The 25,701-nt window shown below is 68.7% G+C and carries 28 protein-coding genes and 7 pseudogenes; 13 read left to right on the plus strand and 22 right to left on the minus strand.

Features of this window, described 5'->3' with window-relative positions; genetic code table 11:
* The first annotated feature begins 13 nt into the window (after window positions 1–13).
* Both G7085_RS08560 and G7085_RS08565 read left to right on the plus strand, forming a co-directional pair.
* On the plus strand, window positions 14–727 hold the full coding sequence (locus G7085_RS08560; protein ID WP_197510641.1) for a sigma-70 family RNA polymerase sigma factor: 714 nt from the start codon (window positions 14–16) through the stop codon (window positions 725–727).
* Complete coding sequence (locus G7085_RS08565) at window positions 724–1,095, plus strand: hypothetical protein (protein ID WP_197510642.1); 372 nt, start codon at window positions 724–726, stop codon at window positions 1,093–1,095. Before G7085_RS08560 ends, G7085_RS08565 begins: the two co-directional genes overlap by 4 nt.
* Here G7085_RS08565 and G7085_RS08570 read toward each other — a convergent pair.
* Together G7085_RS08570 and G7085_RS08575 are read right to left on the minus strand one after the other, a co-directional pair.
* Window positions 1,090–1,341 (minus strand): MFS transporter, encoded by a 252-nt coding sequence (locus tag G7085_RS08570; RefSeq protein ID WP_197510643.1) that lies wholly within the window; start codon window positions 1,339–1,341, stop codon window positions 1,090–1,092. The two genes, G7085_RS08565 and G7085_RS08570, sit on opposite strands and share 6 nt — an antisense overlap.
* On the minus strand, window positions 1,257–2,246 hold the full coding sequence (locus G7085_RS08575; RefSeq protein WP_197510644.1) for an MFS transporter: 990 nt from the start codon (window positions 2,244–2,246) through the stop codon (window positions 1,257–1,259). Before G7085_RS08575 ends, G7085_RS08570 begins: the two co-directional genes overlap by 85 nt.
* Window positions 2,247–2,415: 169 nt before the next feature.
* On the opposite strand from G7085_RS08575, the pseudogene G7085_RS34560 reads away from it, so the two are divergent.
* Both G7085_RS34560 and G7085_RS08585 read left to right on the plus strand, forming a co-directional pair.
* Window positions 2,416–2,670 (plus strand): annotated as a pseudogene (locus G7085_RS34560) (transaldolase family protein); the annotation flags it as partial.
* Window positions 2,630–3,091 carry a beta/alpha barrel domain-containing protein gene (locus G7085_RS08585; RefSeq protein ID WP_197510645.1) on the plus strand — a complete coding sequence of 154 codons (462 nt, stop codon included), beginning with the start codon at window positions 2,630–2,632 and terminating at the stop codon, window positions 3,089–3,091. The pseudogene G7085_RS34560 and the gene G7085_RS08585, both read left to right, overlap by 41 nt.
* Before the next feature lie 29 nt (window positions 3,092–3,120).
* Here the strand turns inward: G7085_RS08585 and G7085_RS08590 are convergent, their stop codons facing one another.
* The 3 genes from G7085_RS08590 to G7085_RS08600 are packed head-to-tail and all read right to left on the minus strand — an operon-like array spanning window position 3,121 to window position 6,169.
* Window positions 3,121–5,691: a serpin family protein gene (locus tag G7085_RS08590; RefSeq protein WP_197510646.1), complete on the minus strand. Its 2,571-nt coding sequence runs from the start codon at window positions 5,689–5,691 to the stop codon at window positions 3,121–3,123.
* Window positions 5,655–5,873, minus strand: coding sequence for an RNA polymerase sigma factor (locus G7085_RS08595; protein WP_231980092.1), 219 nt, complete (start codon window positions 5,871–5,873; stop codon window positions 5,655–5,657). Before G7085_RS08595 ends, G7085_RS08590 begins: the two co-directional genes overlap by 37 nt.
* 11 nt (window positions 5,874–5,884) lie before the next feature.
* A complete protein-coding gene (locus tag G7085_RS08600; protein WP_197510648.1) occupies window positions 5,885–6,169 on the minus strand; it encodes a sigma factor in 285 nt (94 codons plus the stop codon).
* Between the two features lie 124 nt (window positions 6,170–6,293).
* On the opposite strand from G7085_RS08600, the gene G7085_RS08605 reads away from it, so the two are divergent.
* Complete coding sequence (locus G7085_RS08605) at window positions 6,294–6,980, plus strand: lipoyl protein ligase domain-containing protein (protein WP_231979344.1); 687 nt, start codon at window positions 6,294–6,296, stop codon at window positions 6,978–6,980.
* A complete protein-coding gene (locus G7085_RS25075) occupies window positions 6,971–7,342 on the plus strand; it encodes a lipoate--protein ligase family protein (protein ID WP_231979345.1) in 372 nt (123 codons plus the stop codon). The genes G7085_RS08605 and G7085_RS25075 overlap by 10 nt, the downstream gene beginning before the upstream one ends.
* A 6-nt stretch (window positions 7,343–7,348) precedes the next feature.
* Here G7085_RS25075 and G7085_RS08610 read toward each other — a convergent pair whose 3' ends face one another.
* The 8 genes and pseudogenes from G7085_RS08610 to G7085_RS08645 all read right to left on the minus strand — a co-directional run bounded on the left by G7085_RS08610 (window position 7,349) and on the right by G7085_RS08645 (window position 11,147).
* On the minus strand, window positions 7,349–7,501 hold the full coding sequence (locus G7085_RS08610; RefSeq protein WP_197510649.1) for a hypothetical protein: 153 nt from the start codon (window positions 7,499–7,501) through the stop codon (window positions 7,349–7,351).
* A 14-nt stretch (window positions 7,502–7,515) separates the two neighbouring features.
* Entirely contained in the window at window positions 7,516–7,899 is a 384-nt protein-coding gene (locus G7085_RS08615; protein WP_197510650.1) for a hypothetical protein, read from the minus strand.
* Window positions 7,817–8,464, minus strand: a complete 648-nt coding sequence (locus G7085_RS08620) for a hypothetical protein (protein WP_197510651.1) — start codon at window positions 8,462–8,464, stop codon at window positions 7,817–7,819. Before G7085_RS08620 ends, G7085_RS08615 begins: the two co-directional genes overlap by 83 nt.
* Entirely contained in the window at window positions 8,434–8,601 is a 168-nt protein-coding gene (locus tag G7085_RS08625) for a hypothetical protein (RefSeq protein WP_197510652.1), read from the minus strand. Before G7085_RS08625 ends, G7085_RS08620 begins: the two co-directional genes overlap by 31 nt.
* Window positions 8,598–9,119, minus strand: coding sequence for a sigma factor (locus G7085_RS36245; RefSeq protein WP_197510653.1), 522 nt, complete (start codon window positions 9,117–9,119; stop codon window positions 8,598–8,600). Before G7085_RS36245 ends, G7085_RS08625 begins: the two co-directional genes overlap by 4 nt.
* 87 nt (window positions 9,120–9,206) lie before the next feature.
* Window positions 9,207–9,590 (minus strand): ATP-binding cassette domain-containing protein, encoded by a 384-nt coding sequence (locus G7085_RS25080; protein ID WP_231979346.1) that lies wholly within the window; start codon window positions 9,588–9,590, stop codon window positions 9,207–9,209.
* On the minus strand, window positions 9,533–9,910 hold the full coding sequence (locus G7085_RS25085; RefSeq protein ID WP_331715558.1) for an ATP-binding cassette domain-containing protein: 378 nt from the start codon (window positions 9,908–9,910) through the stop codon (window positions 9,533–9,535). Before G7085_RS25085 ends, G7085_RS25080 begins: the two co-directional genes overlap by 58 nt.
* 41 nt (window positions 9,911–9,951) lie before the next feature.
* Window positions 9,952–11,147, minus strand: a pseudogene (locus G7085_RS08645) (ROK family protein).
* Window positions 11,148–11,501: 354 nt separating this feature from the next.
* On the opposite strand from G7085_RS08645, the pseudogene G7085_RS25090 reads away from it, so the two are divergent.
* The 6 genes and pseudogenes from G7085_RS25090 to G7085_RS08665 all read left to right on the plus strand — a co-directional run.
* Window positions 11,502–11,881: pseudogene (locus G7085_RS25090) on the plus strand (ATP-binding cassette domain-containing protein); the annotation flags it as partial.
* A 15-nt stretch (window positions 11,882–11,896) separates the two neighbouring features.
* Window positions 11,897–12,313 (plus strand): ATP-binding cassette domain-containing protein, encoded by a 417-nt coding sequence (locus G7085_RS25095; protein ID WP_231980820.1) that lies wholly within the window; start codon window positions 11,897–11,899, stop codon window positions 12,311–12,313.
* A gap of 76 nt (window positions 12,314–12,389) precedes the next feature.
* Window positions 12,390–13,010, plus strand: coding sequence for an ATP-binding cassette domain-containing protein (locus tag G7085_RS25100; RefSeq protein ID WP_231979348.1), 621 nt, complete (start codon window positions 12,390–12,392; stop codon window positions 13,008–13,010).
* Window positions 13,007–13,417, plus strand: a complete 411-nt coding sequence (locus G7085_RS08655) for a hypothetical protein (RefSeq protein WP_197510655.1) — start codon at window positions 13,007–13,009, stop codon at window positions 13,415–13,417. The genes G7085_RS25100 and G7085_RS08655 overlap by 4 nt, the downstream gene beginning before the upstream one ends.
* Before the next feature lie 4 nt (window positions 13,418–13,421).
* Window positions 13,422–13,628: an LPXTG cell wall anchor domain-containing protein gene (locus tag G7085_RS08660; protein ID WP_197510656.1), complete on the plus strand. Its 207-nt coding sequence runs from the start codon at window positions 13,422–13,424 to the stop codon at window positions 13,626–13,628.
* Between the two features lie 85 nt (window positions 13,629–13,713).
* On the plus strand, window positions 13,714–15,423 hold the full coding sequence (locus tag G7085_RS08665) for a substrate-binding domain-containing protein (protein ID WP_197510657.1): 1,710 nt from the start codon (window positions 13,714–13,716) through the stop codon (window positions 15,421–15,423).
* Between the two features lie 279 nt (window positions 15,424–15,702).
* Here G7085_RS08665 and G7085_RS08670 read toward each other — a convergent pair whose 3' ends face one another.
* The 9 genes and pseudogenes from G7085_RS08670 to G7085_RS08700 form a co-directional block, all read right to left on the minus strand.
* Entirely contained in the window at window positions 15,703–15,984 is a 282-nt protein-coding gene (locus tag G7085_RS08670; protein ID WP_331715560.1) for an RbsD/FucU domain-containing protein, read from the minus strand.
* Window positions 15,985–16,061: 77 nt separating this feature from the next.
* Window positions 16,062–17,132, minus strand: a complete 1,071-nt coding sequence (locus G7085_RS08675) for a LacI family DNA-binding transcriptional regulator (RefSeq protein ID WP_197510658.1) — start codon at window positions 17,130–17,132, stop codon at window positions 16,062–16,064.
* An 8-nt stretch (window positions 17,133–17,140) separates the two neighbouring features.
* Window positions 17,141–18,547, minus strand: a complete 1,407-nt coding sequence (locus G7085_RS08680; protein WP_197510659.1) for a rhamnulokinase — start codon at window positions 18,545–18,547, stop codon at window positions 17,141–17,143.
* Between the two features lie 86 nt (window positions 18,548–18,633).
* A pseudogene (locus G7085_RS08685) lies at window positions 18,634–20,396 on the minus strand (L-fucose isomerase).
* A gap of 152 nt (window positions 20,397–20,548) precedes the next feature.
* Complete coding sequence (locus G7085_RS08690) at window positions 20,549–21,598, minus strand: ABC transporter substrate-binding protein (protein ID WP_231979349.1); 1,050 nt, start codon at window positions 21,596–21,598, stop codon at window positions 20,549–20,551.
* An 80-nt stretch (window positions 21,599–21,678) separates the two neighbouring features.
* Window positions 21,679–22,562: pseudogene (locus G7085_RS08695) on the minus strand (ABC transporter permease).
* 97 nt (window positions 22,563–22,659) lie between these two features.
* A complete protein-coding gene (locus G7085_RS25110) occupies window positions 22,660–22,851 on the minus strand; it encodes a hypothetical protein (RefSeq protein WP_231979351.1) in 192 nt (63 codons plus the stop codon).
* Window positions 22,852–22,980: 129 nt separating this feature from the next.
* Window positions 22,981–23,205, minus strand: a pseudogene (locus G7085_RS32375) (hypothetical protein); the annotation flags it as partial.
* Window positions 23,169–24,137, minus strand: a pseudogene (locus G7085_RS08700) (sugar ABC transporter ATP-binding protein); the annotation flags it as partial. The pseudogenes G7085_RS08700 and G7085_RS32375, both read right to left, overlap by 37 nt.
* A 298-nt stretch (window positions 24,138–24,435) precedes the next feature.
* Here G7085_RS08700 and G7085_RS08705 point away from each other — a divergent pair.
* Window positions 24,436–25,647, plus strand: coding sequence for an AAA family ATPase (locus G7085_RS08705; protein WP_197510661.1), 1,212 nt, complete (start codon window positions 24,436–24,438; stop codon window positions 25,645–25,647).
* Window positions 25,648–25,701 lie beyond the last annotated feature (54 nt).

Raw genomic sequence — 25,701 nt, forward strand, 5'->3', positions numbered from 1 at the left:
GCATACTGGGTTCATGTCCAAGTCCACCGAACTGGCACGACAGGCGCTCGAGGCCCTCCAGGCCGCTGAGGCCCGCGACGATCCCATGGAACGGGTGGCCGCGCTGGCCGAGGCCCGCGACCGACTCGACGCCGCCTACAACGAGGCATTGGCCGAGGCGGTCGTCTCCGGTCGCTCGTTCCGCGAGGTCGCCCAGGCAGCCGGGGTGGCACCCAACAGCGTCAGCCCCCGCCTCGCGCGCACCTCACTGTTGTCCGCCTACGCATCGCAACCCGGCCGGGTCGCGGCCGACGACGTCACAATCGCCCAGCACGACCTGCGGGGTCCGGCGCCGCCGCCGTCCCGCCGATGCGCTTCACCCCACGCACGAAGACCACCGGAGGAGACCCCACATGACCGACCCCACGTACACCCACCTTGCGTTCCTGCTCGACCGCTCGGGCTCGATGCAGTCCATCAGGACCGACATCGAGGGCGGCTTCGACGCCTTCATCGCCGACCAGCGCACCACGCCGGGGCGCTGCACCGTCACGCTCGCCCAGTTCGACACCGACTACGAGGTGACCTACCTGGACCTGCCCATCGACCAGGTGCCGCCCTGGACCTCAAGCCCGCGGCAGGACGGCGCTGCTCGACTCGATCGCGCGCCTCGTCAACGACACGGGCGCGCGCCTCGCGGCGCTGCCGGAACACGAGCGGCCCGGAACCGTCATCGTCGGCATCATGACCGACGGCCACGAGAACGCGTCGAAGGAGTGGACCCACCCGGCCGTCAAGGCCCTCATCGAGCAGCAGGAGGGCTCCTGGTCGTGGACGTTCTCCTACCTGGGCGCGAACCAGGACGCGATCGAGGTCGGGGCCTCCATCGGGATCTCCCCGACCGCTCGATCACCTACGACGCAGACCACGCGTCGACGGCGATGGGCGCCTTCGCCCGCAGCGTGGCGCGCCTGCGGTCCAGCCGGGCGGCCGGGCGCAGCATCGCCGACGCCCGGGCCGACGCCGCCTACTCGGACTCGGAACGCGGATCGGTCGTCGGCGACACCGGAGCAGGGAGGCACCCGGGGCGGGGCACCGCGCGCTGATCCGTCATGAGCGGTCGGCACCGATGGCCATGAACACGGCTCCCAGCGTGGCGGCCACGAGGCCGACGAGCAGCATGAGTGGAACCCCCGAGACGTCGAGAACGATGCCGCCTGCGACGGAGCCGACGACGCTGCCGCCGGTGGCGGTCATGGTCATGAAGGCCTGGCCGGTCACCCGCTGATGGGGTGGGAAGTGCCGGTTGATGTAGTACACCGATGCCGGCGTGACGAGCCCGAACGCGAGGACCTGCAGCATCTGGGCGCCGTACAGGCCGGCCAGGTTGGGGCGAGGAGGGTGGCGAGGCTCTTCAGCGCGAAGGCGGCGCCCGCCACCGTCATCAGCACCCCGGGCGTCCAGCGGCGCGCGAGGAGGTTGAAGCCGATCATCGTCGGCAACTCGGCCAGCGCCCCGATCATGACGGCGATGCCCATGTCGCCCGCTCCCCCGCCGTGGGAGGTGGCGATCTGATACATGAACCCGCTGATCAGGTTGTGGCTGGTCATCGCGAGCGTGAAGCCGACGAGCAGAAGGGAGAACCTGGTCCACGCTGCGCGGTCGAGGGGCCGCGGTTCGGGAGCCGCGACGACGGCTGCCCCACGATCACCACTCGCGGGCGTCCTGCGGAACAGGAAGGTCGCCGCCACCACCACGAAGACCAGTTGCACCCCGATCAACAGCACGGGCAGAGCCCGGTGGGAGGTCGCCTCGACCACACGCCCGACGGCAAGCGACAGCAGGGCGAAAGTGAACGAGGCGAAGGCCCTCGCCAGGCCGAAGTTCAACCGGAACCCGCGGTTGAGCAGTTCCATCCCGATCGAGTTCACGAGCGGCTGCACGATCTGGATGGCCCCGATGAGCAGCCCGTAGTTGATGGCGAGCAGCAGGCCGCGCCCGGACGGGAGCAGCAGAGTCGCCCCCAGCGCCGCGGTGAGGACGCCGCCCGCCACGATCCACAACCGCAGAGGCCACTTCGAGCGCTCCGCCACCCCTGCCACCAACGGTTGCAGCACCGTCGCGAACGCGCTCGCCACCGCGATGACAAGGCCGATCTGGGCGTTGCTCATCCCCTCGCCGAGCAGATAGACGCTCGCGAAGCTCACGATGAGGCAGAACCCGCTCCAGTAGGACGACTGGAGGGCTGCATAGCGGGCCGTAGGCACCCGAAGAGTCTCTCACGCCCAGCCCGACCTGCGTCCCTGCCGACCCCACCCGGGCGTCGCGTCCCCGTGGGCATGCGCCCGACATGTGCCATCGGCGCGACGCCGGGCCGGCCGGCGTGGTGGAATGGTCCTGCCCGCGACGGGTGGGCACGACGCGGAAAGGTGCGCGATGGACATCCTGTTCGACACTGCCAACCTCGAGGACATCGAGCGGTTGACGCCGATCTACCCGGTCACCGGTGTGACGACGAACCCGAGCATCCTCAAGCGGGAGGGAAAGGTCGACTTCTACGCCCACTTCCGCCGGATCCGCGAGATCATCGGCCCCGACCGGACGCTGCACGTCCAGGTGCTCGCGAAGGACACCCAGGGCATGATCGACGATGCGCACCGCCTTCTCGACAAGATCGACGACAGGATCTACGCCAAGATCCCCACCACGGAGAACGGGATCGGGGCCATGCGCCACCTCAAGGAGGAGGGGTCAACGTCACCGCGACCGCCATCTACTCCAAGACGCAGGGTTTCCTCGCCATCGCCACCGGCGTCGACTACCTCGCCCCTACTACAACCGGATGCAGGCCCTGGACATCGACACGCGGGGAACGCTGCAGGCGCTGGCGACCTTCATCCGGAGGTTCGACGCGCCGAGCAAGATCATGGCGGCCAGCTTCAAGAACATCGTGCAGGTGTCGCACGCCCTGGAGGCCGGCGCCGACGCGGTCACGCTCTCGCCGAAGCTGCTGCGCCAGGCCCTCTCCGCGCCGGACATCACGCACGCGGTCGACGACTTCATCGACGACTGGCACTCCGTCTACGGCACCAAGACCCTCCCGGAGGACTGACCGGCAGCCGCCTGGGCGGGGTCACCCACTCAGGCGGCAGGGTCACCGATCAGCGTCAGGAACAGCGGCCACCCGGTGCGGGTGTCGAGCACGCGCAACACATAGGGCCGGTCGACGATGAACTCGCGCGCCTCCTCGGGCGCCGGGGCGCCGGCTCCGACGGCGACCTCCGTCACCGCCGCCCCGACCGTGCCCCGTGCGCCCACCTGAAGCCGGACCTGCTGCACCCACTGATCGCCGGTGGCCCCGTCCGCGATGCCACCCAGGTCGCTCAGGTCGATCTCCGGCAGGGCGGCGATCAGGTCTGTCTTCCCCTTGAGGTCGAAGGCGGGCATCGTGACGGCGACCCGCTCCTCTGCGGCCGCGTCGAGGGCCAGGCGGACGGCCGCGAGGTCGCCGGAGGAGAGGCTCTCCGGGTCCGCGGCAGGCAGGATCACGTCCGCCGCCAGTGCATCGTCGTAGGCGAGCCGGACCGCGACCCAGCCGTCCCCCTCTGCGTACCTGGCCGTGACGGTGTCCGCCACCGCATCCACCCGCTCCGCACCCGACGACGCGGCGAACTCCACGCTCGCCTCCTCGAAGGCATCGCGCCAGGCGGCCGCGAACAGGAGGGCGTCCTGCAGCACGGCCAGGGTGTCCGGCCTGACCTCGACGGCCGACCTCTCGATGAGTCCGGCGGTGTTGCGCTCTACCCAGGCGTCGAGCACGGCCTTGGCGTCGGCCCGGGCCACCTGGGTCGCGCCGGTGTCGTAGTAGGTGGCGAGGCGGTCGAGGAAGTCGCCGTTCACGGGCCGGTCGATGGCGACCACCTGACCGGCGAGGTGCACCACCGGCGTCGAGGGCGGCTCGTCGACGCTCACCGAGCCGGGCAGGTCCTCGTAGCCGAGCAGCGACTGGCGCAGTGCCCCGAACGCGCGGCCCGTTCCTCCCCTGCCACGCCGAGCGCCGCGTCGATGCTGGCCAGCGACGCGCCGCGGGCACCCTCGGCCACCATGGCGAGGCTCATCGCCAGCGAACTGGGCGACGTCAACCGGTTCGCCCCTTCCGAGTTCCGGATCACCTGCCAGGCGAGGGCCTCGCTCGCCGCGGCCGCGTCGGGCGCGCGGGTGTCCCCGACGGTGAGCGCGAGGACGGGCAGGTCGCTCCGCACCTGCTCGCCGGTGGGGCTGGCGCACGCCACGAGGAGGAGGGTCACCGTCGCGGCAACGGCACGGATGGTTCTGCGCACGGCGGTCACTCCCCGGGTCGACGACGGAGGCGAGGAAGAGGGGCCACCCCGTGTCGGTGTCGACGACGCGGAAGGCGTAACCGCGGTCGACCACGAGCCTGTGGTCGGACTGGACCGCGCTCTCGTAGACCCCATCTCGGTGAGCGCCGCACCGACGGTGCCCTCCGGGAGACCTGCAGGACGGCCTGCTGCCACCACTGACCGGCGAATGCGCCGTCGAACATGCCGCCGAGGTTGCTGAGGTCGACGCCCTGGATCGCCCCCAGCAGGTCGGCCTTCGTCCGTAGGTCCAGTTGGGGCATCGTGACGTCGACCGGCGACACACCCGCGGCCGCCAGCCCGCAGAGGCCTCCTCCAACTCGGCCGCGGTGAGGTCGGCCGGGGAGACGCCCTCGCTGGGCAGGATGACGTCGGCAGCGAGCCGGTCGTCGTAGGCGAGCCGCACCGCCGTCCAGCGCTCCCCCTCCGCGTAGCGGGCGGGAACCACGCCCTGCATCGCCTTCACGGTGCCGGCGCCGTCGAACTCGAGCTGCAGGTCGCCGACGGTGAACGGGACGGCCCAGGCCGCGGAGAACAGCAGCGCATCCTGCGTCACGAGCCGGAGCTCCGGGACGACCTCGATGGCGGACTCCCTGATCAGGCCGCCGGTGTTGCTGCGCGCCCACTCGTCGAGCACACCCTTCGCCTGGTCGTGGGTGGTCTCCACGAGCGGGGCACCGAACCAGCGCCCGAGGCGCTCGACGAACGGCGCCTCAGCCTCCTTGTCGATGGTGACGAGCCTGGCGGCGAGATGGAGCTTTGGGGTGGCGGGCGGGTCCTCAAGGTCGATCCGGTCGGGCGCGGTCTCGTAGCCGGAGAGCGACTCCCGGAGCCCGGAGTAGGCGGCCGACCGCGCCTCACCGCTCAGCCCGAGGACCGAATCGATGCTGGTCAGCGAGGCCCCCTCGGCGCCCTCCGCGGCCATCGCGAGCGAGATGGACAGCGAGCTGGGCGAGACGACCTGGTTGCCTGGGCCGGCACCGAGGACGGCGTCCCAGCCGACCCTCTGGGCGGCCCGGGCCGCCGTGACGAGGTCGGCCGGGTTCGTCTGGTCGGGCAGGCTGCCCACGGCCGACGCCTGCGAGGAGCCCGCCTCCGAGCCGGCCGCGTGCCGGGCGGCGACATCTGAGGTGGACAGGGCGGCTCCCGGCCCCAGCCCGGGCCCCACGATGCCCACGGCCACGGCGAGCGCCCCGATGCCCGCGACCGCGCCGGTCGTCGCGCGGGATCTGGCCCGGCGCCTGCGGGCGCCGTCCAGGAAACCCGACGGCACCGCCGGATCGGGAGCGACCCGCTTCAGTGCGGAGGAGACGTCGGAATCGTCGTGGAACATGGGTCAGACCTCCTGTAGGTGCGCCGACTCCCGCAGGGCGGCGCAGCCTCGGTATGCATACTTCTTGACGGTCCCTCGCTGATGCCGAGCGCCTCGGCAACCTCGGCGACGGAACGGTCCTCGACGTAGCGCATCGTCATCACGGCGCGCTGCATGCGGGGCAGGGATGCGAGGGCGCGCATCACGTCCATCCTCAACTCGGCCGTGGTGTCGCTCCCCTGCGACTCCGGGAGGTGCTCGGAGGGGTCTCCGAACGCCAACTCCTCCGGCGCCACCAGGAGATGTAGGTGCGGTACATCGTGGTGCGCAGGTACGCCTCGAACTTGTGGTCGTTGGCGAGCCTGGCGTAGGCGCCCAGCGATTTCGCGAGCGCCGTCTGGAGGAGGTCCTCGGCATGGTGCGAGTCACCGGTCAGCATCCACGCTGCCCGCAGCAGATCGCCGCCCCGCGCCTCGATGAACGACTCGATGTCGGACATGCCTCACCTCCCTCAGGGCCCACGACGCTCTGACCGTCGTCGTGGGTTGTCACGGAGGCTACTGCGATTCCCGCGCATCGGGCGGTTTGCACCGGTTGCGCGTCGGGTCGCTACGCTCGGAGGCATGCGTGGCGAATACAAGGTGCCTGGTGGCAAGTTGGTGGCGGTCGATGTCGAGGCGACGGACGGGGTGATCACCCAGGCCTTCGTGTCCGGCGATTTCTTCCTCGAGCCCGACGAGGCCCTCGAGGACATCAACGCGGCGCTCACCGGCATGCCGTCCGCGTCCTCGGTGGCCGACCTGGCCTCCGCGATCAACACCCGGCTCGCCGATGACGTCCGGATGATCGGCTTCACGCCCGAGGCGGTCGGCATCGCGGTGCGACGCGCGCTCGGACACGCGACCGACTGGTCGGATCACACGTTCGACGTGATCGGCCCCGTCAGCATGGACCCACGGATGCACGTCGCGCTCGACGAGGTGCTCGCCACCGAGCTCGCCAAGGGCGAGGTGAACCCGAGCCTGCGGATCTGGGACTGGGACCAGCCCCTCGTGGTGATCGGTTCCTTCCAGTCGTACCGCAACGAGATCGACGACGAGGGCCGCGAGCGGCACGGCATCAACGTGGTGCGCCGCATCACCGGCGGTGGCGCCATGTTCATGGAGCCCGGCAACTGCATCACCTACTCGCTGGTGGTGCCGCTCTCGCTGGTGGAGGGGTTGAGCTTCGAGCGCAGCTACGAGTTCCTCGACCAGTGGGTGATGGGGCGCTGGCGAAGGTCGGCATCAACGCCCGCTATGTGCCGCTGAACGACATCGCCTCCGACAAGGGCAAGATCGCGGGCGCCGCGCAGCGCAGGGTGGCCGGCGGAGTCGTCGTCCACCACGTGACCATGGCCTACGACATCGACGCGGACAAGATGCTCGAGGTGCTGCGGATCGGCCGCGAGAAGCTCTCCGACAAGGGCACCAAGTCGGCCAACAAGCGGGTCGATCCGCTGCGCTCGCAGACGCAGCTGCCCCGCGACGAGATCATCGCGACGTTCCTGGCGCACTTCGAGTCGATGTATGCCACCACGCGGCGGGAGTACAGCGACGAGGAGCTGGCCGCCGCGGGCGAGCTGGTGGCGACGAAGTTCTCCTCCGAGGAGTGGACCAAGCGGATCCCCTGATCCCGCTCAGCCGGCCAGGTGGCTGACGGCGGCCAGGACGCCGTCGCGGGTGGCCGCGAGGCCGTCCTGCAGCGACGCCGTCACCACCCAGGCGGCCGTCAGCAGCAGGAGGCCGACCCATGCGATCCGCAGACAGCGGCAGACGCGTCGTCGTGTCATGGGCCGGCCCCTTCCTATACCTCTTTAGACGCCTCAGGCACCCGGTTCGGTTGCATCGGATCCGGGATCGGCTTGCTCAGTTCCCCTGCACGGCTGCGAGCGCCTCGGCGATCCCGGCGGGGGCGTCCACACCTTGGAGGTGTCGTCGGCCCAGAAGGTGTAGCCCCGCCTGCCAGCGCCTGCATCGAGAACAGGCCTCCGAAGCGGTCGGACAGGATGAGCGTCGAGTCGCCGTACTCCAGCACGGCGTCGGTGGCCGCGACGGCGTCGGCCTGCACCGACTTGCCGATGCCACCGACCAGGGTGGCGTCGACGTCATGGATGGCCGTCCAGGTGCCGTCGGCGGCTGGCGCGCACAGCGCGAGGGAGGCCAGGTCGCCCAGATCGGCCGGGATCATCGAGGCCTGCTGCTCGCAGGTCACCGGTGCCGGTGCGGCAGTGGGCTCGGCCCCTCCCGGGCGGCCTGCCACTTCTCGACGGCCAGGTTGTAGAGCTCCTCCCCGCCGCTGCGCCGGGTCGCCCCGTCGCTGAGGGTGCGGCAGCCGTGCAGCTCACCCGTAACGGGACGAGCGTCCCGTCCCCGTACTGGAAGGCGAGCGTGTAGGAGAGCCGGTACTCCATGGTGCAGGCCTGGTTGGGATCGGCCTCCCCGGAGTCGAGGAAGGCGCCGGCCAGCTCGTCGACGCCCACGGTGAGGGGTTCCGCGGGGCCGGCGGTCATCTGGTCGCCGCACAGCCACACCCGGGTCGCTCCGGGCTTCACCGGGGAGTCGCCGCCGGAGAGCTCGGCCCACCCGGTCGTGGCCTCGGAGGCCGCGGCACAGGCCTCGGCCGCGGTGGCCGCTGCGGGGCCGGTCGGCGCTGGGGCATCGGTCGCGGTCCGGGTGGGCGTCGGGCCGACGGCGGGGTTGGCCACGTTCTGGTTGGGCTGGTTCAGCACCGAGATGCCGAGAGGTACCGCCAACGCCACGACCAGCGCGCCGCCCGCGATGCCGGCGGCGGTGCGGTTGCGGCGCCGCCGGGCGTGGACCTTCTCGGCCCACCCGTCGGTGTCGGGATCGTCGGGCCCGCCGCATGGAACAGGTTCTGGATGTCACTCATGATGCCTCCTCAGACAGGTGGGTCGAGCGGCTCAGGCTGGCGCAGCCCGTGAGGAGTGGGTCTTGACGGATCCCTCGGAGATACCGAGCAGCGCGGCCGTCTCCCCGACGGACCGGTCCTCGTAGTAGCGCAGCACCATGACGGCGCGTTGCATCTTCGGCAGCTCGGCCAGGGCACGGGCCAGGTCGATCCGCATCGGCCCGGGCCGCCCCGGTCGCGCCCTCGGGCAGCGCTCCGGTTGGCACCTCACCGTTCCAGCGCCTGCGCCACCACTGGATGTACGTGCGGTACATGGTGGTGCGCAGGTAGGCCTCGAACTCCTCGTCGTCGGCCACCCGCAGGTAGTGCGGATACGCCTTCGCCAGGGCAGCCTGGACCAGGTCCTCGGCCTTGTGGCCGTCACCGGTCAGGAACCAGGCGGCGCGGTACAGGCGTCCCGACCGGGTCTTCACGAACCGGTCGAAGTCCCGCACCTGGTCCACCGACAAGGGATCCGCCTGTGCTGCGGTCTCGGTCATTTCTCCTCCTCACCCGACTCAATGGCCTGGACACCCCATCAGGTTGACACGGCCGGGGAGGAGATTTTCCCGCAGGCGGGCCGTGACCTACGTGTGGGTGGCGCCGGTGATGGCGGCGATGATCTCCTCGTAGGTGGCCGTCTCGGTCGGGAACGACCCGTTGTTACGGCCGTGGCGGAGCACCTCCACGCGGTCCGCGACCGCCCGCACGTCGGTCAGGTTGTGGCTGATCATGATGATGCCGAGCCCACGGTCGCGGAGGTCCTCGATGTAGCTCAGAACCTCCGCGGTCTGGCTGACCGACAGCGACGCGGTGGGCTCATCGAGGACCACGATGCGCGGGTTGTCGACCAGCGTGCGCGCGATGGCGACGCACTGCCGCTGCCCTCCCGAGAGCCCGATCAACGGCTGTTTCAGGTCGGGGATCCGGGTGCGGAGCCGACCGAGGTAGTCGCGGGCGAGTTCGCCCATCGTGTCGGCCTCGAGCACGCCCCACGCGTCACCTCACGCCCCAGGAAGATGTTGGAGGTGACATCGAGCGACTCGACGAGCGCGAGTTCCTGGAAGACCGTGGCGATCCCGAGGCCGAACGCGGCCTGGGCGGAGCCGATCGTGACGGGGCTGCCGTCGAGCAGGATCGTGCCCGCATCGGGCTGGTGCACCCCCGCGATCATCCGTGCCACCGTGGACTTGCCCGCGGCATTGTCGCCGACCAGGGCAACCACCTCTCCGCGGTGGACCTCCAGGTTGAAGTCGACGACCGCCTGCACGCCCCCGAAGTGCTTCGTCACGGAAGCCAACGCGAGCAGCGGTACTCGGGAAAGATCCATCCTCATCCTTCCGTTCTGTGGGAAGACTCGGCCAGGTCGGCGGCGATGGCGAGCGCGCCCCTGGCCTCCGGTGCCTCGCACTCCGCGAGGACGACGAACCCGTCAGGATCGGGCAACAGTGGACGCGAACGCATGGCGCGGCGCACCGAGTCGATGAAGACGGCTCCGGTGGCCGTCAGTTCTCCCGAAAGGCAGACGCGGTGCGGCGCCAACAACACCGCGGCGTCGGCGGCCGCGGCGCCGATGGCGGCAGCGGCGTGGGCCACTGCCTGCTGGCAACCCGCGTCGCCGTCGTTGGCGCGCTGGACGATCTCCCGCAGGCTCAACTGGCCGTGGGTCACCCGCAGCAGGTCGGCCAGGGTCTCGACCGAGGCAAGCGTGTTGAGGCAGCCGCGGGCGCCGCAGCGGCAGATCCGTCCACCCGGATCGGAGCGCATGTGGCCAATGGCCCCAGCGATCGACCCGAGACCGGGTGCGGGGCGCCCCCGATCACGATCGAACCGTCGATGGCGTGGCCTGCCCTGATCACGAGCGCTGAGGGGATCGAGCGCAGAGCACCGTAGCGGCTCTCGGCGACAGCGACCGCGTCCGCCTCCTTGATGGCGGTCACCGGACGGCCGAGCCTGCGCCCCAGCACGTCGACGGCGTCGACCTCGCCCCATCCCGCAAGCCCTTCGGGGAGGAGCCCGTCCGGGGCGGGGATCGCGAGACCGACGGCGGCGACGTCGTCCATGGAGGCCCCGACCTGCTCGGCCAACTCGGCCACGAGCAGGGCGACGCGATCGAGGGTGGTGTCGTAGCGGTGCTCGACGGGGAGCGGGAGCCGCTGCTGCGCGGAAACGGACCACGAGGCATCGGCGATCAGCACCTCGAAGGAGCGGCGTCCGACATGGACGCCCACCGCAAGATCGGACGAGCGCACCAGCGAGACGGCCTGGGCGCGGCGTCCGGAGCGGACGGTCGCCGAGGTCTGCACGACCCCGGACGACTGGAGGCTCTTCACCAGGTTGGAGACGGTGGCCGGGGAGAGCCCCGTCACCGAGGCGAGTTCCACCTGGGTGATCTGTCCGTAGATCCGGACGGCCTCGACGACGGCAGCGGTGTTGGCTTCACGCAGAGAAGTCTGCGATCCCGGGCACCGTTGACTTCGATCACCTTCCAACCCTAGCAACCTCCGGCGCCCCGAAGGCTCGCACACCGCATGCTGACTTCAGATTCGGAACTCAATCGATGGGGGCGGCCCAAGGCGCGTCCGGGCGGCCGCTGGCGGGCTGGCTACGAGGGACGGTGATCCGAAAGACCGGATGGCGACCGGAGCACCCTCCGGAACTGGGTCACGATTCGGTAACGCTTGGATTTACTAGTTGACGCCAATCCGGGAGCGGGTCTAGCGTTTGCTGCAGCCCATGAAGCAACCGTCCGGTCATCGGGGACCGGCCTTCGGGGCTGCAGTTGCCGAAGGGATCCGTCCATGGCAGAGGATCCGATGATGCTCGAGATGTCGCACATCACGAAGGAGTTCCCAGGGGTGCGGGCCCTCGACGACGTCACCATGCGCGTGCGCAGGGGCGAGATCCACGCGATCTGCGGCGAGAACGGTGCAGGCAAGTCGACGCTGATGAAGGTCCTCTCCGGCATCTACCCGCACGGCACGTACACCGGGCAGATCCTGCTCGACGGCCAGCCGGTCAGCTTCCACAACATCGGGCAGTCGGAGCAGGCCGGGATCGTGATCATCCACCAGGAACTGGCTCTGATCCCCGAACTCTCCATCACGGAGAACATCTTCCTCGGCAACGAGGACACCCGCAGGGGCGTCATCGACTGGACCAAGGCCACCCGGGAGGCGACTGAACTCCTGGCACGGGTGGGGCTGGCCGAGAACCCGTCGACCCCATCAAGAACCTCGGCGTCGGCAAGCAGCAACTGGTCGAGATCGCCAAGGCGATGAGCAAGAACGTGCGGCTCCTCATTCTGGACGAGCCGACGGCCGCGCTGAATGAAACCGACTCGGCCCACCTGCTCGATCTGCTGCGTGGGCTGAAGGCGCGCGGGGTCACCTGCATCATGATCAGCCACAAGATCAACGAGATCACCGAGATCGCCGACACGATCACCATCATCCGGGACGGGAAGACGGTCGAGTCGTTCCCGTCACCGCCGACATCGACGAGGACCGGGTCATCCGGGCATGGTCGGCCGCCCCTCTCCTCCCGCTTCCCCGAGTACACACCGAACGTCGGAGAATCCTTCTTCGAGGTCAGCGACTGGACGGTCGCCCACCCCGATACCCCGACAGGCTCGTCTGCAAGGGCTCGACCTTCAACGTGCGTCGCGCCGAGATCGTCGGCTTCGCCGGGCTGATGGGCGCGGGCCGCACGGAACTGGCCAGGTCGATCTTCGGGCACGGCTACGGCACCTACCTCGGGGCCAGATCGTGATGGACGGTAGGCCGATCGACACGTCGACGGTCCCACGGGCGATCGCGGCGGGGCTGGCCTACGTCACCGAGGACCGCAAGCAGCTCGGTTTCAACGGGCTGGACACGATCGAGCAGACCACCGTGTCGGCCGACCTGCGCCGCATCTCCCGCATGGGCGTCATCGACGAGGCCGCCCAGTACAAGGCGGCGGTCCACTACAAGGATCAGATGCGGACCAAGACGCCGAGCGTCAAGGAACCCATCACCAAGCTCTCGGGCGGAAACCAGCAGAAGGTCGTCCTCTCCAAGTGGCTGTTCACCCAGCCTGAGCTGCTCATTCTCGACGAGCCGACCCGCGGCATCGACGTGGGCGCCAAGTACGAGATCTACGGCATCATCCAGACCCTGGCGAGCTCCGGCAAGGGCGTCATCGTGATCAGTTCCGAGCTCCCCGAGCTCCTCGGACTCTGCGACCGCATCTACACCATCGCTGAGGGCCGCATCACCGGCTGCCTCGCCCGCGGCGAGGCAGACCAGGAGTCACTGATGCGCCTGATGACCATCGGAACCACCAAAACCCAGCAGGACATCGATCCTGAACACCTCATCGACCGACACACCGACAGGACCGAACCATGACACCACGCAGACAGTTCTTCGGTGGCAATCTCCGCCAGTTCGGCATGCTGTTCGCACTCATCGCACTCGTGGCCTTCTTCCAGTTCCGCACCGGCGGAAAGGTGTTGACGCCCACCAACCTGATGAACCTGCTCAACGGCAACTCCTACATCCTGGTCCTGGCGATCGGCATGGTGCTCGTCATCATCGCGGGCCACATCGATCTGTCGGTCGGCTCGATCGCCGCCGTCGTCGGCATCGCGGTGGCGCTCATCATGCGCGACTGGAGCGTCCCATGGCCCTCGCGATCCCCATGGGGCTCGCCATCGGCGCCGCCATCGGCGCCTGGCAGGGGTTCTGGGTTGCGATCGTCGGCATCCCGGCGTTCATCGTCACCCTCGCAGGCATGCTGCTCTTCCGCGGCATGAACCAGTGGATCGGCGAGTCGAACACCATCCCCGTGCCGCCGGCTTCCAGAAGATCGGTGCGGGCTACCTGCCGGAGATCGGCCCGGACACCGGATACAACAACCTCACGCTGCTTCTCGGACTCATCGCCCTGGTCGTGCTCGTGATCGTCACACTCCGCAAGCGCAGGCAGCAGGCCCGCATCGGCGCCGACCTCAGCCCCTGTGGATGACCGCCGTGAAGCTCGTGCTCATCGGCGGCGTCATCGTGTACCTCACCACGGCCTTCGCCTCCGGCAGGCCGGGCACCTCATTCCCGTGAGCGGGTTGATCCTGGTGGCGCTCGTGATCATCTACAGCTTCATCTCCAGCAGGACGGTGTTCGGGCGCCATGTCTACGCCGTCGGCGGCAACAAGCACGCCGCCGAGCTCTCCGGCGTGAAGACGAAGAAGATCAACTTCCTCGTCATGATGAACATGTCCATGCTCGCCGCGCTGGCAGGCATGATCTTCGTCGCCCGTTCCACGGCCTCGGGCCCGTTCGACGGTGTGAACTGGGAACTCGACGCGATCGCCGCTGTCTTCATCGGCGGCGCGGCCGTCTCGGGCGGAGTCGGAACCGTCACGGGCTCCATCATCGGCGGCCTGGTGATGGCCGTCCTCAACAACGGCCTGCAGCTGCTCGGCGTCGGTGCCGACATGACCCAGATGATCAAGGGCCTCGTCCTGCTCATCGCCGTCGCCTTCGATGTGTTCAACAAGTCCCAAGGTAAGCCCTCCATCTCCGGGCTCATCACGCGTGCCTTCCGCCGTCAGGATCCGGTGAAGGCAGAGCCATCCACCACCCGCCCTGACCCTCCACCCACCTCAACTCCATATCCCGGGTCACAACGACGGACCCGAAACCAGGAAGAAGGAACCCATGCACAAGACACTCAAGGCGCTCCTCGCAGTGACCGCCGCCAGCGCGCTTGCGCTGACCGGCTGCGCCGCAAGCGAGCGGGAGCCGTCCGCCTCGCCCACCGGGGCGCCGCTGCAGGCTTCGCCGCCGATTCCCTGATCGGCGTCGCCCTGCCGCAGAAGACGTCCGAGAACTGGGTGCTCGCCGAGAACCTCTTCAAGACGGGCCTCGGGGACGCCGGATTCAAGTTCGACGTCCAGTTCGCCAACGGCGGCGTGTCCGAGCAGCAGAACCAGATCCAGGCCATGGTCACCAACGGCGCGAAGGTCATCGTCGTCGGCGCCATCGACGGTTCGCAGCTCGGCACCCAGCTCCAGGCGGCCAAGGACGCCGGCGCCACGATCATCGCCTACGACCGCCTCGTGAAGAACACCGAGGCCGTCGACTTCTACGTCGCATACGACAACTTCAAGGTCGGCGTGCTGCAGGGCACCGCCCTCCTGGATGGCCTGAAGGAACGCAAGGGCGGCTCCGGCCCCTGGAACATCGAGTTGATCGCAGGCAGCCCTGACGACGCCAACAGCCAGGTCTTCTTCGACGGTGCCATGAGCATCCTGCAGCCCGAGATCGACAAGGGCACGCTCGTGGTGGTGTCCGGCCAGACGACCTTCCAGCAGGTCGCCACCCAGGGTTGGAAGGCCGAGAACGTGCAGAAGCGCATGGACACGATCCTGAGCGCCAGCTACAGCGGCGACACCGAGCTGCACGGCATCCTGTCCCCGAACGACACCCTCGCCCGGGCCGCCATGACGTCGGTCAGGAGCGCAGGCAAGGAACTGCCGGTCGTCACCGGACAGGACTCCGAGGTCGAGTCGGTGAAGTCCATCGTGGCCGGTGAGCAGTACTCGACCATCTACAAGGACACCACGGCCCTCGTGGAGCACACCATCACGATGGTCAGCGACCTGCAGCAGGGCAAGACCCCGGAGGTCAACGACGACAAGTCCTACGACAACGGCGTCAAGATCGTTCCCGCGTTCCTGCTCGAGCCGGTGATCGTCACCCAGGCCAACGCGGCCGAGGTGTACGCCAACGACAAGACCCTCGGCCCGCTGACCAAGGGCTGAGCCACACCCGCGGGGCACAGGTCCCCGACCAACCGATGGGCCCCGGCACTGCCGGGGCCCATCTCCCTTCCCTCTCCGAGACAGTGGATGGAACCGCCCCCACAGGGCTGTTGGACACGTGCAGAACTGTCGGGAGCCTTGCCGGGCCTCCAAAAGGAGGCGCCCCGCCGCACCGGGCTCCACGCGATTCAAACCGATGCCGTCACGCGCTTGTGCACCCACCGGAACGACGACGACCCGGCCCGCGGACGGGGTCGGGGTCGCGGCCTGAGCCGTGGGCTACTGGTCGCTGGTGCGGACGCCCACCGTGAGCATCACGTTGGCGTACAGGCGCTGGTCACCCGACATGACGTAGACGGTCACGTCGCTGGACTTGGCGGCCTCGTAGAAGTCCCAGCGCTTGATCTCGACGAACGGCGTGCCCGCCATCGTCGCGCGGTATTCGTCGTGGGCCGGGATGGAGTCGGGGCGCTCGACGCCGGTAGCGTCGTCGGCGGGCACCATGATGGCGACCTGCTCGATCGGGATGGTCTCCTTGATCACCTCGAGGATCTGGCTCACCGAGAGCAGGCCGGGGCCAGGTTGAGGTAGATCCGCTCGGCACTCGGGTTGACCCGTTCACTGACGGGTAGTTGCCGTCACCGATCAGGATCCTGCCGCCGTGACCGGCGCGTCCGAGGGCACCGAGGAGCTGGGGATGGGTCATGGGTCCGTAGAGCACGGGTGTTCCTTTCAGGTTGATTCGCGGACGATGAGGGTGGCCGGGACGACCGTCGTCTCGGCCGGTTCCCCTCGAGCATGAGTTTGAGCGCGTCAACGGCGAGCTCACCGACCCGGGAGAAGTCCTGGCGCAGCGTCGTGAGCGAGGGAAACAGTGCATCGGCTCCGGCCATGTCGTCGAAGCCCACCACCCGCACCTCGCGCGGGATCGCGATGCCGCGCCGCTGCAGCATGCCGAGGCAGCCGAGCGCAAGCTGATCGTTGGCCGCGAACACGCCGTCGAAGCTGCCCTGTTCGAGGCCTTCGATGAGGGGATAGGCGGCCGACGCGTCCCAGGATTCGGCATGCAGTACCCGCTCGGGGATCCCGGCCTCGGCACAGGCCTCGCGGTAGCCCTCGAGGCGCAGCGCGGCATCCATCCAGTCCAGCGGACCGGCGATGTGCACAATGCGACGCGAGCCGCGCCCGAGCAGGTGCGCGACGGCCTGTTTCGCCCCCTCCTTGTGGTCGACGGCGACGCCGACCGAGGTGGCGGGCAGGTCGTGGGCCCGGCCGACGACCACCGTCGGCGTGGCTGCCGCGATCTCGGCCACCCATGCCGGCGAATCGGCGCGACCACCGAGGATGATGATGCCGTCGGCGCTCAGCGGCACGAGGTCGCGCGGGTCGGGAGTTTCGCTGAACCCGAACGGCGCGACGGTGGTGGAGATGTGCAGGTCAAGCGCGGCGAGCTGCTGACAGATCGCCACGAAGGTCGCGGCATGGCCATGGAACAGCGGCACCGCGTCGATCACGTGGACCGAGCCGGTGCGGTGCGCCGAGAGCGATCTGGCGGCCAGGTTCGGCTGGTAGTTCAACTCCTGCACCGCCGCCATGACCCGCTCGCGGGTCTCGTCTGCGACCGCGTCCACGCCGCGGACGACGCGGGAGACGGTCTGGATCGACACGCCCGCCATGTCGGCCACGTCGCGGAGCTTCACCCGCTTCACGGCCGGGTTCATCTGCGGGGCCGGTACGTGACGGTGGATGCGCTCGCCCCGATGACGGCGTTGCGGTCGACCGGATCGAGGCTGCCCATCACCTCGAGCTGGGCCAGCATCGAGCCGAGGACAGATGCCTCGACCGGACCGGCCACGACGGGGATCCCGAGGGCGTCGGCGGTCAGCTGGCACAGCAGCGCGTTCCGCGACCCGCCCCCGACGAGGTTGAGCTGAGGCACCTGGACGCCGGTGAGTTCGTTGAGGGCGTCGATGGCCCTGCTGTAGCGGGACGCGAGCGACTCGAGCACGACCCGGACGATCCCGCCCTCCGTCAGGTCGCCCTCGACCCCGGTCTCCTTGAGCGCTGCACGGATCCGGTCGACCATGCCGCCGGGAGCGACGAAGCGCGGATCGTCCGTGTCTATGGTGACGCCCGTCGACGGGGCTGCCTCGGCGAGCCGGATCAGCTCCACGATGTTGTCCGTGCGTCCCTCGGCGCGCCACTGGCGCTGGCACTCCTGCAGGATCCACATGCCGGTGAGGTTGAACAGTGGGCGGAGGCCGGCGTCGGCCTGCGCCTCGTTGGAGAGCCCGAGCGCCCTGGCCTCCGGCGAGAGCAGCGGGTCGTCCCGCAGCACTCCGAGAACCGACCACGAGCCGCAGCTCAGGAAGTAGGCGTCCCGGTCGAGGTCGCGCTGGAGGGCGTGGACGGCGCATGCGGTGTCATGGCCTCCCGCCCGCACCACGGTGAGAGACTCGAGGCCCTCGACGACGCACGGCCCGGCGACGACATGCTCCGGCGCGGGATCACCGAACCAGTTCCTGGGGATCCCGAGGGCCTCCATCACCTCGTCGGAGAAGGCGTCGGCACCCGGGACGCACAGGCCCGAGGTGGACGCGGGCGAACGGGACCACCCGAGGCGGCCGCTCAGCAGGTAGGTGAAGTAGTCGGCGAGGAACAGCACGCGCTCGGTCCGCGCGGCGGCCTCGGGCTCCTCCGCGATGAACGCGAAGAGCTGATTGCTGGTGTTGATGACCGCAGGGGCGATCCCCGTCGCCGCCCAGGCGGTCTCCTCATCGAGCCGCGCCGTGTAGGCGGGCAGTGTGCGGTTGGTCCGCTCGTCACGGTAGGCCCGCCCGGGGGTCACCGGCTCCCCGTCAGCCCCGAGCGCCACGTGGTCGACTCCCCACGTGTCGACCGAGACGCTGATGGCGTCGGGGAACATCCGGACGGCGTCACGGAGGCCCGCGATGACCTCGTCACCGATGTAGTCGAGATCCCAACTCAGATATCCGTCGACGAGGCGCGCCTCATGCGGGAACCGGCGGACCTCAACCTCGTCGATGCGGCCCTCGTGGAAGGTGCCTGCGACGATGCGGCCGGACGACGAACCGAGGTCGACGGCGAGGACGGTGACGGACACGGGGGCTCCTTGGTCGGTTTGGGTGAGATGGGACGCCCTGGGTCGCCCGGCGGCCGAGGCTGCCGGGCGACCCAGGGCGGGGTTGATCAGGCGTACAGCGGTCCGAAGTTGGCGCAGGCGCGGAAGTCCGCACCCTCGAGGTCCTTCGTGCCGAACGATGCCCACACCTTCGGCCGGAAGATCTTCTCCTCAGGCACGTTGTGCATGTTGACCGGGATGCGCAGCATCGAGGCCAGGGTGATCAGGTCGGCGCCGATGTGGCCGTACGAGATCGCACCGTGGTTGGCGCCCCACTGGTTCATCACCTCGTAGACGCTGGTGAAGGCGCCCCCGCCGGTGAGGTTCGGGACGAACCAGGTGGTCGGCCATGCGGGGTCGGTGCGCAGCTCGATGGTCGTGGCCACCTCGTCGGGCAGTTCGACGGTGTAGCCCTCGGCGATCTGGAGGACCGGGCCGAGCCCGTCGACCAGGTTGATGCGGCACATCGTGACCGGCACCTCGCCCGCGGAGCGGAAGTGCGTCGAGAAGCCGCCGCCGCGGAAGTAACCCACGTTGGCCGGGTGGAACTCCGTGGCGTCGAGCATGGCCTGGCAGTCCTCGTCGGTGAGGTCCCACCAGTTCTTGATGACGTTCTCGCCGTCCTGGGTGGCGGCGAAGGTGCCGTCAAGGGTGGTCGAGCCCGAGTTGCGCAGGTCGATGACGCCACCGGCGGCGCGGCCCTCAAGCTTGTGGCCCGTGACACGCTCGACGGCCTCGGAGCTCCAGAAGGTACGCACGTCGGAGAACAGCTGCGACTTGTTGGTGAGCAGGTGGTTGAACAGCATCGAAGCGCCGTTGAGGGAGTCGTTCTCCGTGGCCAGCATGTAGGGCGCACGCTTGCCGTTCCAGTCGAACGTGGTGTTGAGGATGGTCTCCATCAGGTCACCGTTGGGCATTCCGTCGGTCCACTGACGCTGGCCCTGGAAGCCTGCCACGAGGGCGCCGTGGCCGTTGGCCTCCTCGCCGAAGCCGAGCTCGGCAAGACGCGGGTTACCGACCATCAGGTCACGCGCGATCAGCGTCATCTTCGTGCAGTACTCCCACCACGCCTCGTGCTGGTCGTCCATCCGCTGGTCTGCGGGGTTGAAGTCGCGCCCCTGCTTCAGGTTGGCCCGCACCCACGCGTAAGCCACCTCGTACTCGTCCTTGTCGAAGATCTCCTCGCGGACGCGGCGGTCGAACTCGGACATGTCGATGTACTCGTTGCGCATGCCGAGGTACTTGACCCAGAACTCGTCCTTGACGACGGAGCCTGCGATGCCCATCGAGACACCACCCATGGCGAGGTAGGCCTGGTGGCGCATCTGCGCGACGGCGAGGCCGGCACGCGCGTAGGAGAGGAGGCGCTCCTTCTCGGCCTCGGGGATGGTCTCGTCATCTGCGTCGAGGACGTTCTCTCCGTAGATGCCGAAGGCCGGGATGCCGAGCTGGGCGTGACCGGCGAGGGCGGCCGCCAGGTACACGGCGCCGGGACGCTCGGAGCCGTTGAAGCCCAGATGGCGTGCGGCATGTTGCGATCCATGTCCACCGTCTCGGTGCCGTAGCACCAGCAGGGGGTGACCGAGAGGGTGAGACCGACATTCTCGCGGCGGAACTTGACGCCTGCCGCCTGCGCCTCGGCGACACCACCGATGGTGCTGTCTGCGATCACCACCTGGACGGGCGTGCCGTCAGGGTAGCGCAGCTCCGATTCATAGAGCGCAGCCACCCGCTTGGCCATATTCATCGTCTGATCCTCGAGGCTCTCGCGGACGCCGCGGCGTCGGCCGTCGATGATGGGTCGGATCCCGATCTTGGGGTAGTTGGACACGGATCACACCTTCTTGAGTGCTTGTTCTGGTGAAGAGGAAAATGTTGTCCGGCTGGACGGCACGGGGACCGCAGGCCGGGCAGTGCTGCGGGGGCGCGATGTGGGGTGGGGTGTGGGGTGGGGTGGGCCCTGCGGCCCACCCCACCGGTTACTCACTCGTAGAGGTTCGCGGCGATCGCGGGATCGTCGATGTTGTTCTTGTCGTACCAGGCGAAGCCGGAGTCGATGATCTTCGGCAGCTCCTGGCCGTTGATGGCCTTGATCGCGGCGGTGACGGTCTCGTAGCCCATCTTGACCGGCGACTGGGTGATGGCGCCCGCCATCTGGCCGTTGCGGATGGCGTCGAGCTGGGTCTTGCCGGAGTCGAAGCCGACGACCGTGACGGTCTTGCCGGACTCGATGGCACCCTGGACGGCGCCGGTGGCTGCGGCCTCGTTGGAGCCGTAGACGCCGACGATATCGGGGTTGGCCTGGATCATGGCCTTGGCGGTGTTGGCGGCGAGGCCGACCTCACCGGCGAACTGGGGGTCGAGGACCTTGATGTCGGGGGCGTTGGTCTTCATCCAGTCCTGGAACCCGTCGCAGCGCTGCTTGCCGGTCTGCGAGGTCTGGTCGTGGCAGACGAGCCCGATGGTGCCCTTGTTGCCGACCAGTTCGGCCATGTGCTTGGCGGCCTCCTCGGCTGCGGCGTAGTTGTCGGTCTGCACGGTGGTGAGCGGCAGGTCCGAGTCGACGCCGGAGTCGAACGCGATCAGCGGGATCTTGGCGGCCTCGATCTGCGCGAGCACCGGCTCGGCGGCACCCGTGTCGAGGGCGGCGAAGCCGATGGCTGCGGGCTTCGAGTCGAGAGCGGTCTTCAGCTGGTCGAGCTGCTGGGTGACCTTGGTCTCATCGTCGGGGCCGACGAACTGGATCTTGTAGTTGTACTCGGCGCCAGCCTGCTCGGCGCCCTCCTTCACGGCCTGCCAGAAGCGGTGCTGGAAGCCCTTGGAGACGAGGTAGATGGTCTGGGTGCCGTCGCCCTTGGGGATTTCGCCGTCGCCGGGGGCCGCCGACTCGGTGGGCGTGGTGGGTGCCGTGGTAGGGGCGGTGGTCGTCTCCTGGGGTGCCGGTGCCGAGGGCGAGCCGGTCGGTGCCGAGGTCGAGCAGGCCGACAGACCGAGCACGAGCACGGCCGAGGCGGCGAGGGCGGAGCGCAGCATGCGCATTGCGGATTCCTTTCGGTCGTTGGGAGAACGTCCCCAAACATTTGTTTATTCAGTTGTGGTCCGGGCGACAGTGCCTAGACGGCGGAGGCGCGCTTGCGCCTCAGGATGTCCACGAAGACGGCGATCAGGACGACGATGCCGGTGACGACCAGTTGCCATTCCTGCGCGATGCCCATCATCTGCAGGCCCTTCTTGAGGGTCTCCATGATCAGGGCGCCGACGACGGTGCCGAGGATGTTGGCGCGGCCACCGGCGAGCGAGGTGCCGCCGATGACCACGGCCGCGATCACGTTGAGCTCGAAGCCGACGCCCTCGGCGGGCTGCACGAAGCCGAAACGGCCCGAGTACAGCAGGGCGCCGAAGGCGATGAAGATGCCTGCGGTCACGTAGACCAGGGTCTTCCAGAGCTTGACGTTGACGCCGGAGAGGCGCGTGGCCTCCTCATTGGAGCCGATGGCCAGCGCGTAACGTCCGAGCAGGGTCTTGTTCAGGAGGAACCACGCCACCACCGCGAGGAGCACGAAGATCAGGACGGCGTTGGCGACGCCGGGGATCAGCTGGCCTGACGCGAAGTACTTGAAGTCGGGATTCGCGATGGTGATCGACGAGGCGCCGGAGATGATGAGGGCGAGGCCACGGGCGACCATCATCATGGCGAGCGTCGCGATGAAGGGGGCAACCCGAGCACGGAGACGTTGAGGCCGTTGATGAGGCCGACGAGGGCGCCGAACGCCAGGACGAGGATCAGCCCGAGCCCGAAGGGCAGGTTCATCCGGTCGCCAGCCATGAACACACCCGCCATGACGGCGACCAGGGTCATGCCGGTGCCGGCGGACAGGTCGATGCCGCCGGTGGCGATCACGAAGGTGGCGCCGAGCGCCATCACACCGATGTAGGCCGACTGTTGCACGATGTCCAGCGCAATGCTCGGCTGCGCGAAGTTGGGCGCGAAGATCATGAAGAAGATGTAGATCGCGACGAGGGCCGCGAAGACGAACACCTGCTGCAGTGAGGACTTCAGGAACCGGGACACCGGCGATCCGCTGGAGGCTTCTTCAATCTTGGGCGAGGTGGCGGTGGTGCTCACGCTGCGGTTCCTTTCCCGGAGCCTTGCCGACGGTGGCGAGCTCCATGATGTTTTCCTGGGTGGCGTCCTTGTTGTCGAGGACGCCGGTGATGAGGCCGTGGGCCATCACGGCGATGCGGTGTGACACGCGCAGCACCTCGGGCAGCTCGGAGGAGATCACGACGATCGCCTTGCCCTGCTCGGAGAGCTGCTCGATGAGCTCGTAGATCTCTTCCTTCGCTCCGACGTCGATACCGCGGGTCGGCTCGTCGAAGATGAGCACGTCGCAGTTGCGCACGAGCCACTTGGCGATGACGACCTTCTGCTGGTTGCCGCCCGAGAGTTTCCCGAGAAGCTGGTTGACGTTGGGGTCTTGACCCGGAGCTTGGAGGAGTACTCGGTGCCGACGGTGCGGATCCTGCCGTCGAGGACAAAGCCACCGATGTTGAAGTCGCGCATGGCGGCCATCACGGTGTTGGCCTTGACGTCCTGGTCGAGCAGGAGACCGTACTGCTTGCGGTCCTCCGAGAGGTATCCGATGCCTGCCCGCACCGCATCGGCGGCGCCGCGGATGCGGAGCTTCTTCCCGTGGAGGTAGACGTCACCCGACTGCCGCGGGTCGGCGCCGAAGACGCAGCGCGCGACCTCGGTGCGGCCGGCGCCCATCAGGCCGGCGAAGCCGAGCACCTCGCCCTTGCGGACCTCGAAGTTGATGTCATGCAGGAGCTTGCGGGTACTGAGGTTCTCCACCTTCAGAACGACCTCGTCGCTCTCGACCTTCGTGCGGGGCCTGGCGTCACCCGACACCTCACGGCCGACCATCATCGAGATGATCTCGCGGATCTCCACGTCCTTCGTGACGACGGTGCCCACGAACTGGCCGTCGCGGAGCACGGAGACACGGTCTGTGATCTCCTCGATCTCCGGCATCCGGTGGGAGATGTAGATCAGCCCGGTCTCGGGTGTGATGAAGTCGCGGATCATGCCGAAGAGCGCATCGGTCTCGGCGAGCGTCAGCGCCGCGGTCGGCTCGTCCATGACGAGGATGCGCGAGTCGTAGGAGAGAGCGCGTGCGATCTCGACCATCTGCTGGCGGGCGACGGAGAGGTCGCGGATGTGGTCCTTCGGGTTGATCTTCATGCCGAGCCGGTCGAACAGGTCACCGGCCATCGCGTTGAGCTTGGCGTCGTTGATCACGCCTGCCGAGTGACTGCCCTGGCGCCCGATGTAGAGGTTCTGGGCCACCGTCAGGTCGGGAACCATGTTGAGTTCCTGGTGGATGATGCTGAGGCCGAGCTCACGGGCGTGGTTGACGCCCTTCACCTCGACCTGGGTGCCCTGGAGCCAGATCTCCGCGCCCTCGTCGGGTGTGTAGATTCCGGTCAGGATCTTCATCAGGGTGGATTTCCCGGCGCCGTTCTCACCACAGAGGCCGAGCACCTCTCCAGCATTCAGGTCCAGGTTCACCCCTGGAGCGCCTTTACTCCCGGGAATGTCTTGCTGACATTCCTGAGCTCAAGCATTTTGGTCACGCGCACTCCTTCGTACTACGCCATGGCCGATCAGCACTGCTCGACCACGTCTGATGTTAACGCTAGCACCCTGCCTGCGTGAAGGCCACCCCGTTATCGAATTGTGATGGGACGGTGACCGCCCTCGGACCCACCTGAGCGGCACGGCCAAGGCGTGTAGGTTTGCGGCACAAGTCCGAGGGTGGGAGGGGCCGCGCGGTGAGCCGGGGAAGCTGTACGAGGATCTTGCGGGAATGATCGCGGCGATCGGAGAAGGGGCCCGGGTCGCCTGGCTCGTCGGACCGGAGGGCGTCGGCAAGTCGGCCCTCGCGCGACGGAGCAGCAACACGTCCAGACTCCCGGTCATCCGGGTCGACGTCTACCCGGAGGATCGGGAGGCCCCGCTGTCGACCGCGGGTGAACTGGCCGCGAGCCTCGGCGTCTCCCTCGGGGAAGACCCCGCCCAGGACCTGCTGCGGGCGCTCGAGTCCCTCGGGCCGGCGGTCATCATCATCGAGGACGCCCAGTGGATGGACCAGGCCTCCCAGGTGGCGATCTGGCAGGTCGTGCGCCGCTTCCGTCGGCTTCCGATCTGCCTCATCGTCACCAGCACGCACGCCACCGGGACGCTGCTCGACGGGCTCGGGCTGCTCCTCCGGTCCCCGGAGCGCGGGCAGGTACTGAAGGTCGAGCCGATGGCCGTCGGAGAGACTGCCGCGCTCCTCAAGGCCGAGCTGGGCGTGCCGATCGAGGGCGAGACGCTCGACCTCGTCCAGGCGGTGACAGGCGGCTACGCGACGCTCCTCGACTCCCTGGTCACCCAGGTGCGCCTCGGTGGCCCCGACGTCACGGTGCGCAGCGCCCTGCAGAGCCTCACCAACTCCGACCAGGGCGGGGCCCTGCTGCGGCAACACGTGGTCGGCGCCCTCGGGACGCTGCCCGCGGGAGCACGCGGCGCGCTGCTCGCTCTCGCCCAGTCCGGCCAGCTGACCACACCGCAGCTGACCCACCTCCTACGACTCCGCGGCCTTCCCGACACCGACACCGGGTCGCTGCTCGCCACCGGCCTGGTCGAACGCGCCCCAGCCGATGCCCTGCGCCTGCGACACCGGCTCGCCGCGCGGGTCATCAGGGATGCCGTGCCGTGGACTGAGGCGAGACTCTCACATGCAGCACTGGCCGGAACCCTCACCGGGTTGGAGGGGCTCGAGCACCGCGTCGCGGCGATCGACGCGGCCGAGGTGCCGGAGGTCGCTGCCGAACTGCACGGGCAACTGGTGGGTGCCTACATCGCCAACGACCTGACACTGGCCCTCAGGGTGGCGCGCCACGCCTCCCGCCTCGACCCGGCCATGAAGATCGAGGTGGTCCTCGCCGCCCTCCGGTCAGGGCGTCCCTCCCGCCTGATGGACGTGGCCGACGTAGTGGCCACCATGGCCGCCTCCCCGCCCGCACCGCAGCCCTGACGATCCTCGACCTGCCGGGCATCGGGGTCCGCGCCGCGGTCGACCGGCTCCTCG

Origin of the sequence: Tessaracoccus coleopterorum (assembly GCF_011174705.1) — a bacterium.
Taxonomy (GTDB): Bacteria; Actinomycetota; Actinomycetes; order Propionibacteriales; family Propionibacteriaceae; genus Arachnia; species Arachnia coleopterorum.

Bases quoted from the DNA above. Each gene is read 5' to 3' on its own strand.
- G7085_RS08560 (WP_197510641.1), top strand. From the start codon at position 14: ATGTCCAAGTCCACCGAACTGGCACGACAGGCGCTCGAGGCCCTCCAG.
- G7085_RS08565 (WP_197510642.1), top strand. From the start codon at position 724: ATGACCGACGGCCACGAGAACGCGTCGAAGGAGTGGACCCACCCGGCC.
- G7085_RS08570 (WP_197510643.1), bottom strand. From the start codon at position 1,341: ATGCTGCAGGTCCTCGCGTTCGGGCTCGTCACGCCGGCATCGGTGTAC.
- G7085_RS08585 (WP_197510645.1), top strand. From the start codon at position 2,630: ATGCGCACCGCCTTCTCGACAAGATCGACGACAGGATCTACGCCAAGA.
- G7085_RS08590 (WP_197510646.1), bottom strand. From the start codon at position 5,691: ATGTTCCACGACGATTCCGACGTCTCCTCCGCACTGAAGCGGGTCGCT.
- G7085_RS08595 (WP_231980092.1), bottom strand. From the start codon at position 5,873: ATGCGCGCCCTCGCATCCCTGCCCCGCATGCAGCGCGCCGTGATGACG.
- G7085_RS08600 (WP_197510648.1), bottom strand. From the start codon at position 6,169: ATGTCCGACATCGAGTCGTTCATCGAGGCGCGGGGCGGCGATCTGCTG.
- G7085_RS08605 (WP_231979344.1), top strand. From the start codon at position 6,294: ATGCGTGGCGAATACAAGGTGCCTGGTGGCAAGTTGGTGGCGGTCGAT.
- G7085_RS08610 (WP_197510649.1), bottom strand. From the start codon at position 7,501: ATGACACGACGACGCGTCTGCCGCTGTCTGCGGATCGCATGGGTCGGC.
- G7085_RS08615 (WP_197510650.1), bottom strand. From the start codon at position 7,899: ATGATCCCGGCCGATCTGGGCGACCTGGCCTCCCTCGCGCTGTGCGCG.
- G7085_RS08625 (WP_197510652.1), bottom strand. From the start codon at position 8,601: ATGAGTGACATCCAGAACCTGTTCCATGCGGCGGGCCCGACGATCCCG.
- G7085_RS36245 (WP_197510653.1), bottom strand. From the start codon at position 9,119: ATGACCGAGACCGCAGCACAGGCGGATCCCTTGTCGGTGGACCAGGTG.
- G7085_RS25080 (WP_231979346.1), bottom strand. From the start codon at position 9,590: ATGGGCGAACTCGCCCGCGACTACCTCGGTCGGCTCCGCACCCGGATC.
- G7085_RS25095 (WP_231980820.1), top strand. From the start codon at position 11,897: ATGAGCAAGAACGTGCGGCTCCTCATTCTGGACGAGCCGACGGCCGCG.
- G7085_RS25100 (WP_231979348.1), top strand. From the start codon at position 12,390: ATGGACGGTAGGCCGATCGACACGTCGACGGTCCCACGGGCGATCGCG.
- G7085_RS08655 (WP_197510655.1), top strand. From the start codon at position 13,007: ATGACACCACGCAGACAGTTCTTCGGTGGCAATCTCCGCCAGTTCGGC.
- G7085_RS08690 (WP_231979349.1), bottom strand. From the start codon at position 21,598: ATGCTGCGCTCCGCCCTCGCCGCCTCGGCCGTGCTCGTGCTCGGTCTG.
- G7085_RS08705 (WP_197510661.1), top strand. From the start codon at position 24,436: ATGATCGCGGCGATCGGAGAAGGGGCCCGGGTCGCCTGGCTCGTCGGA.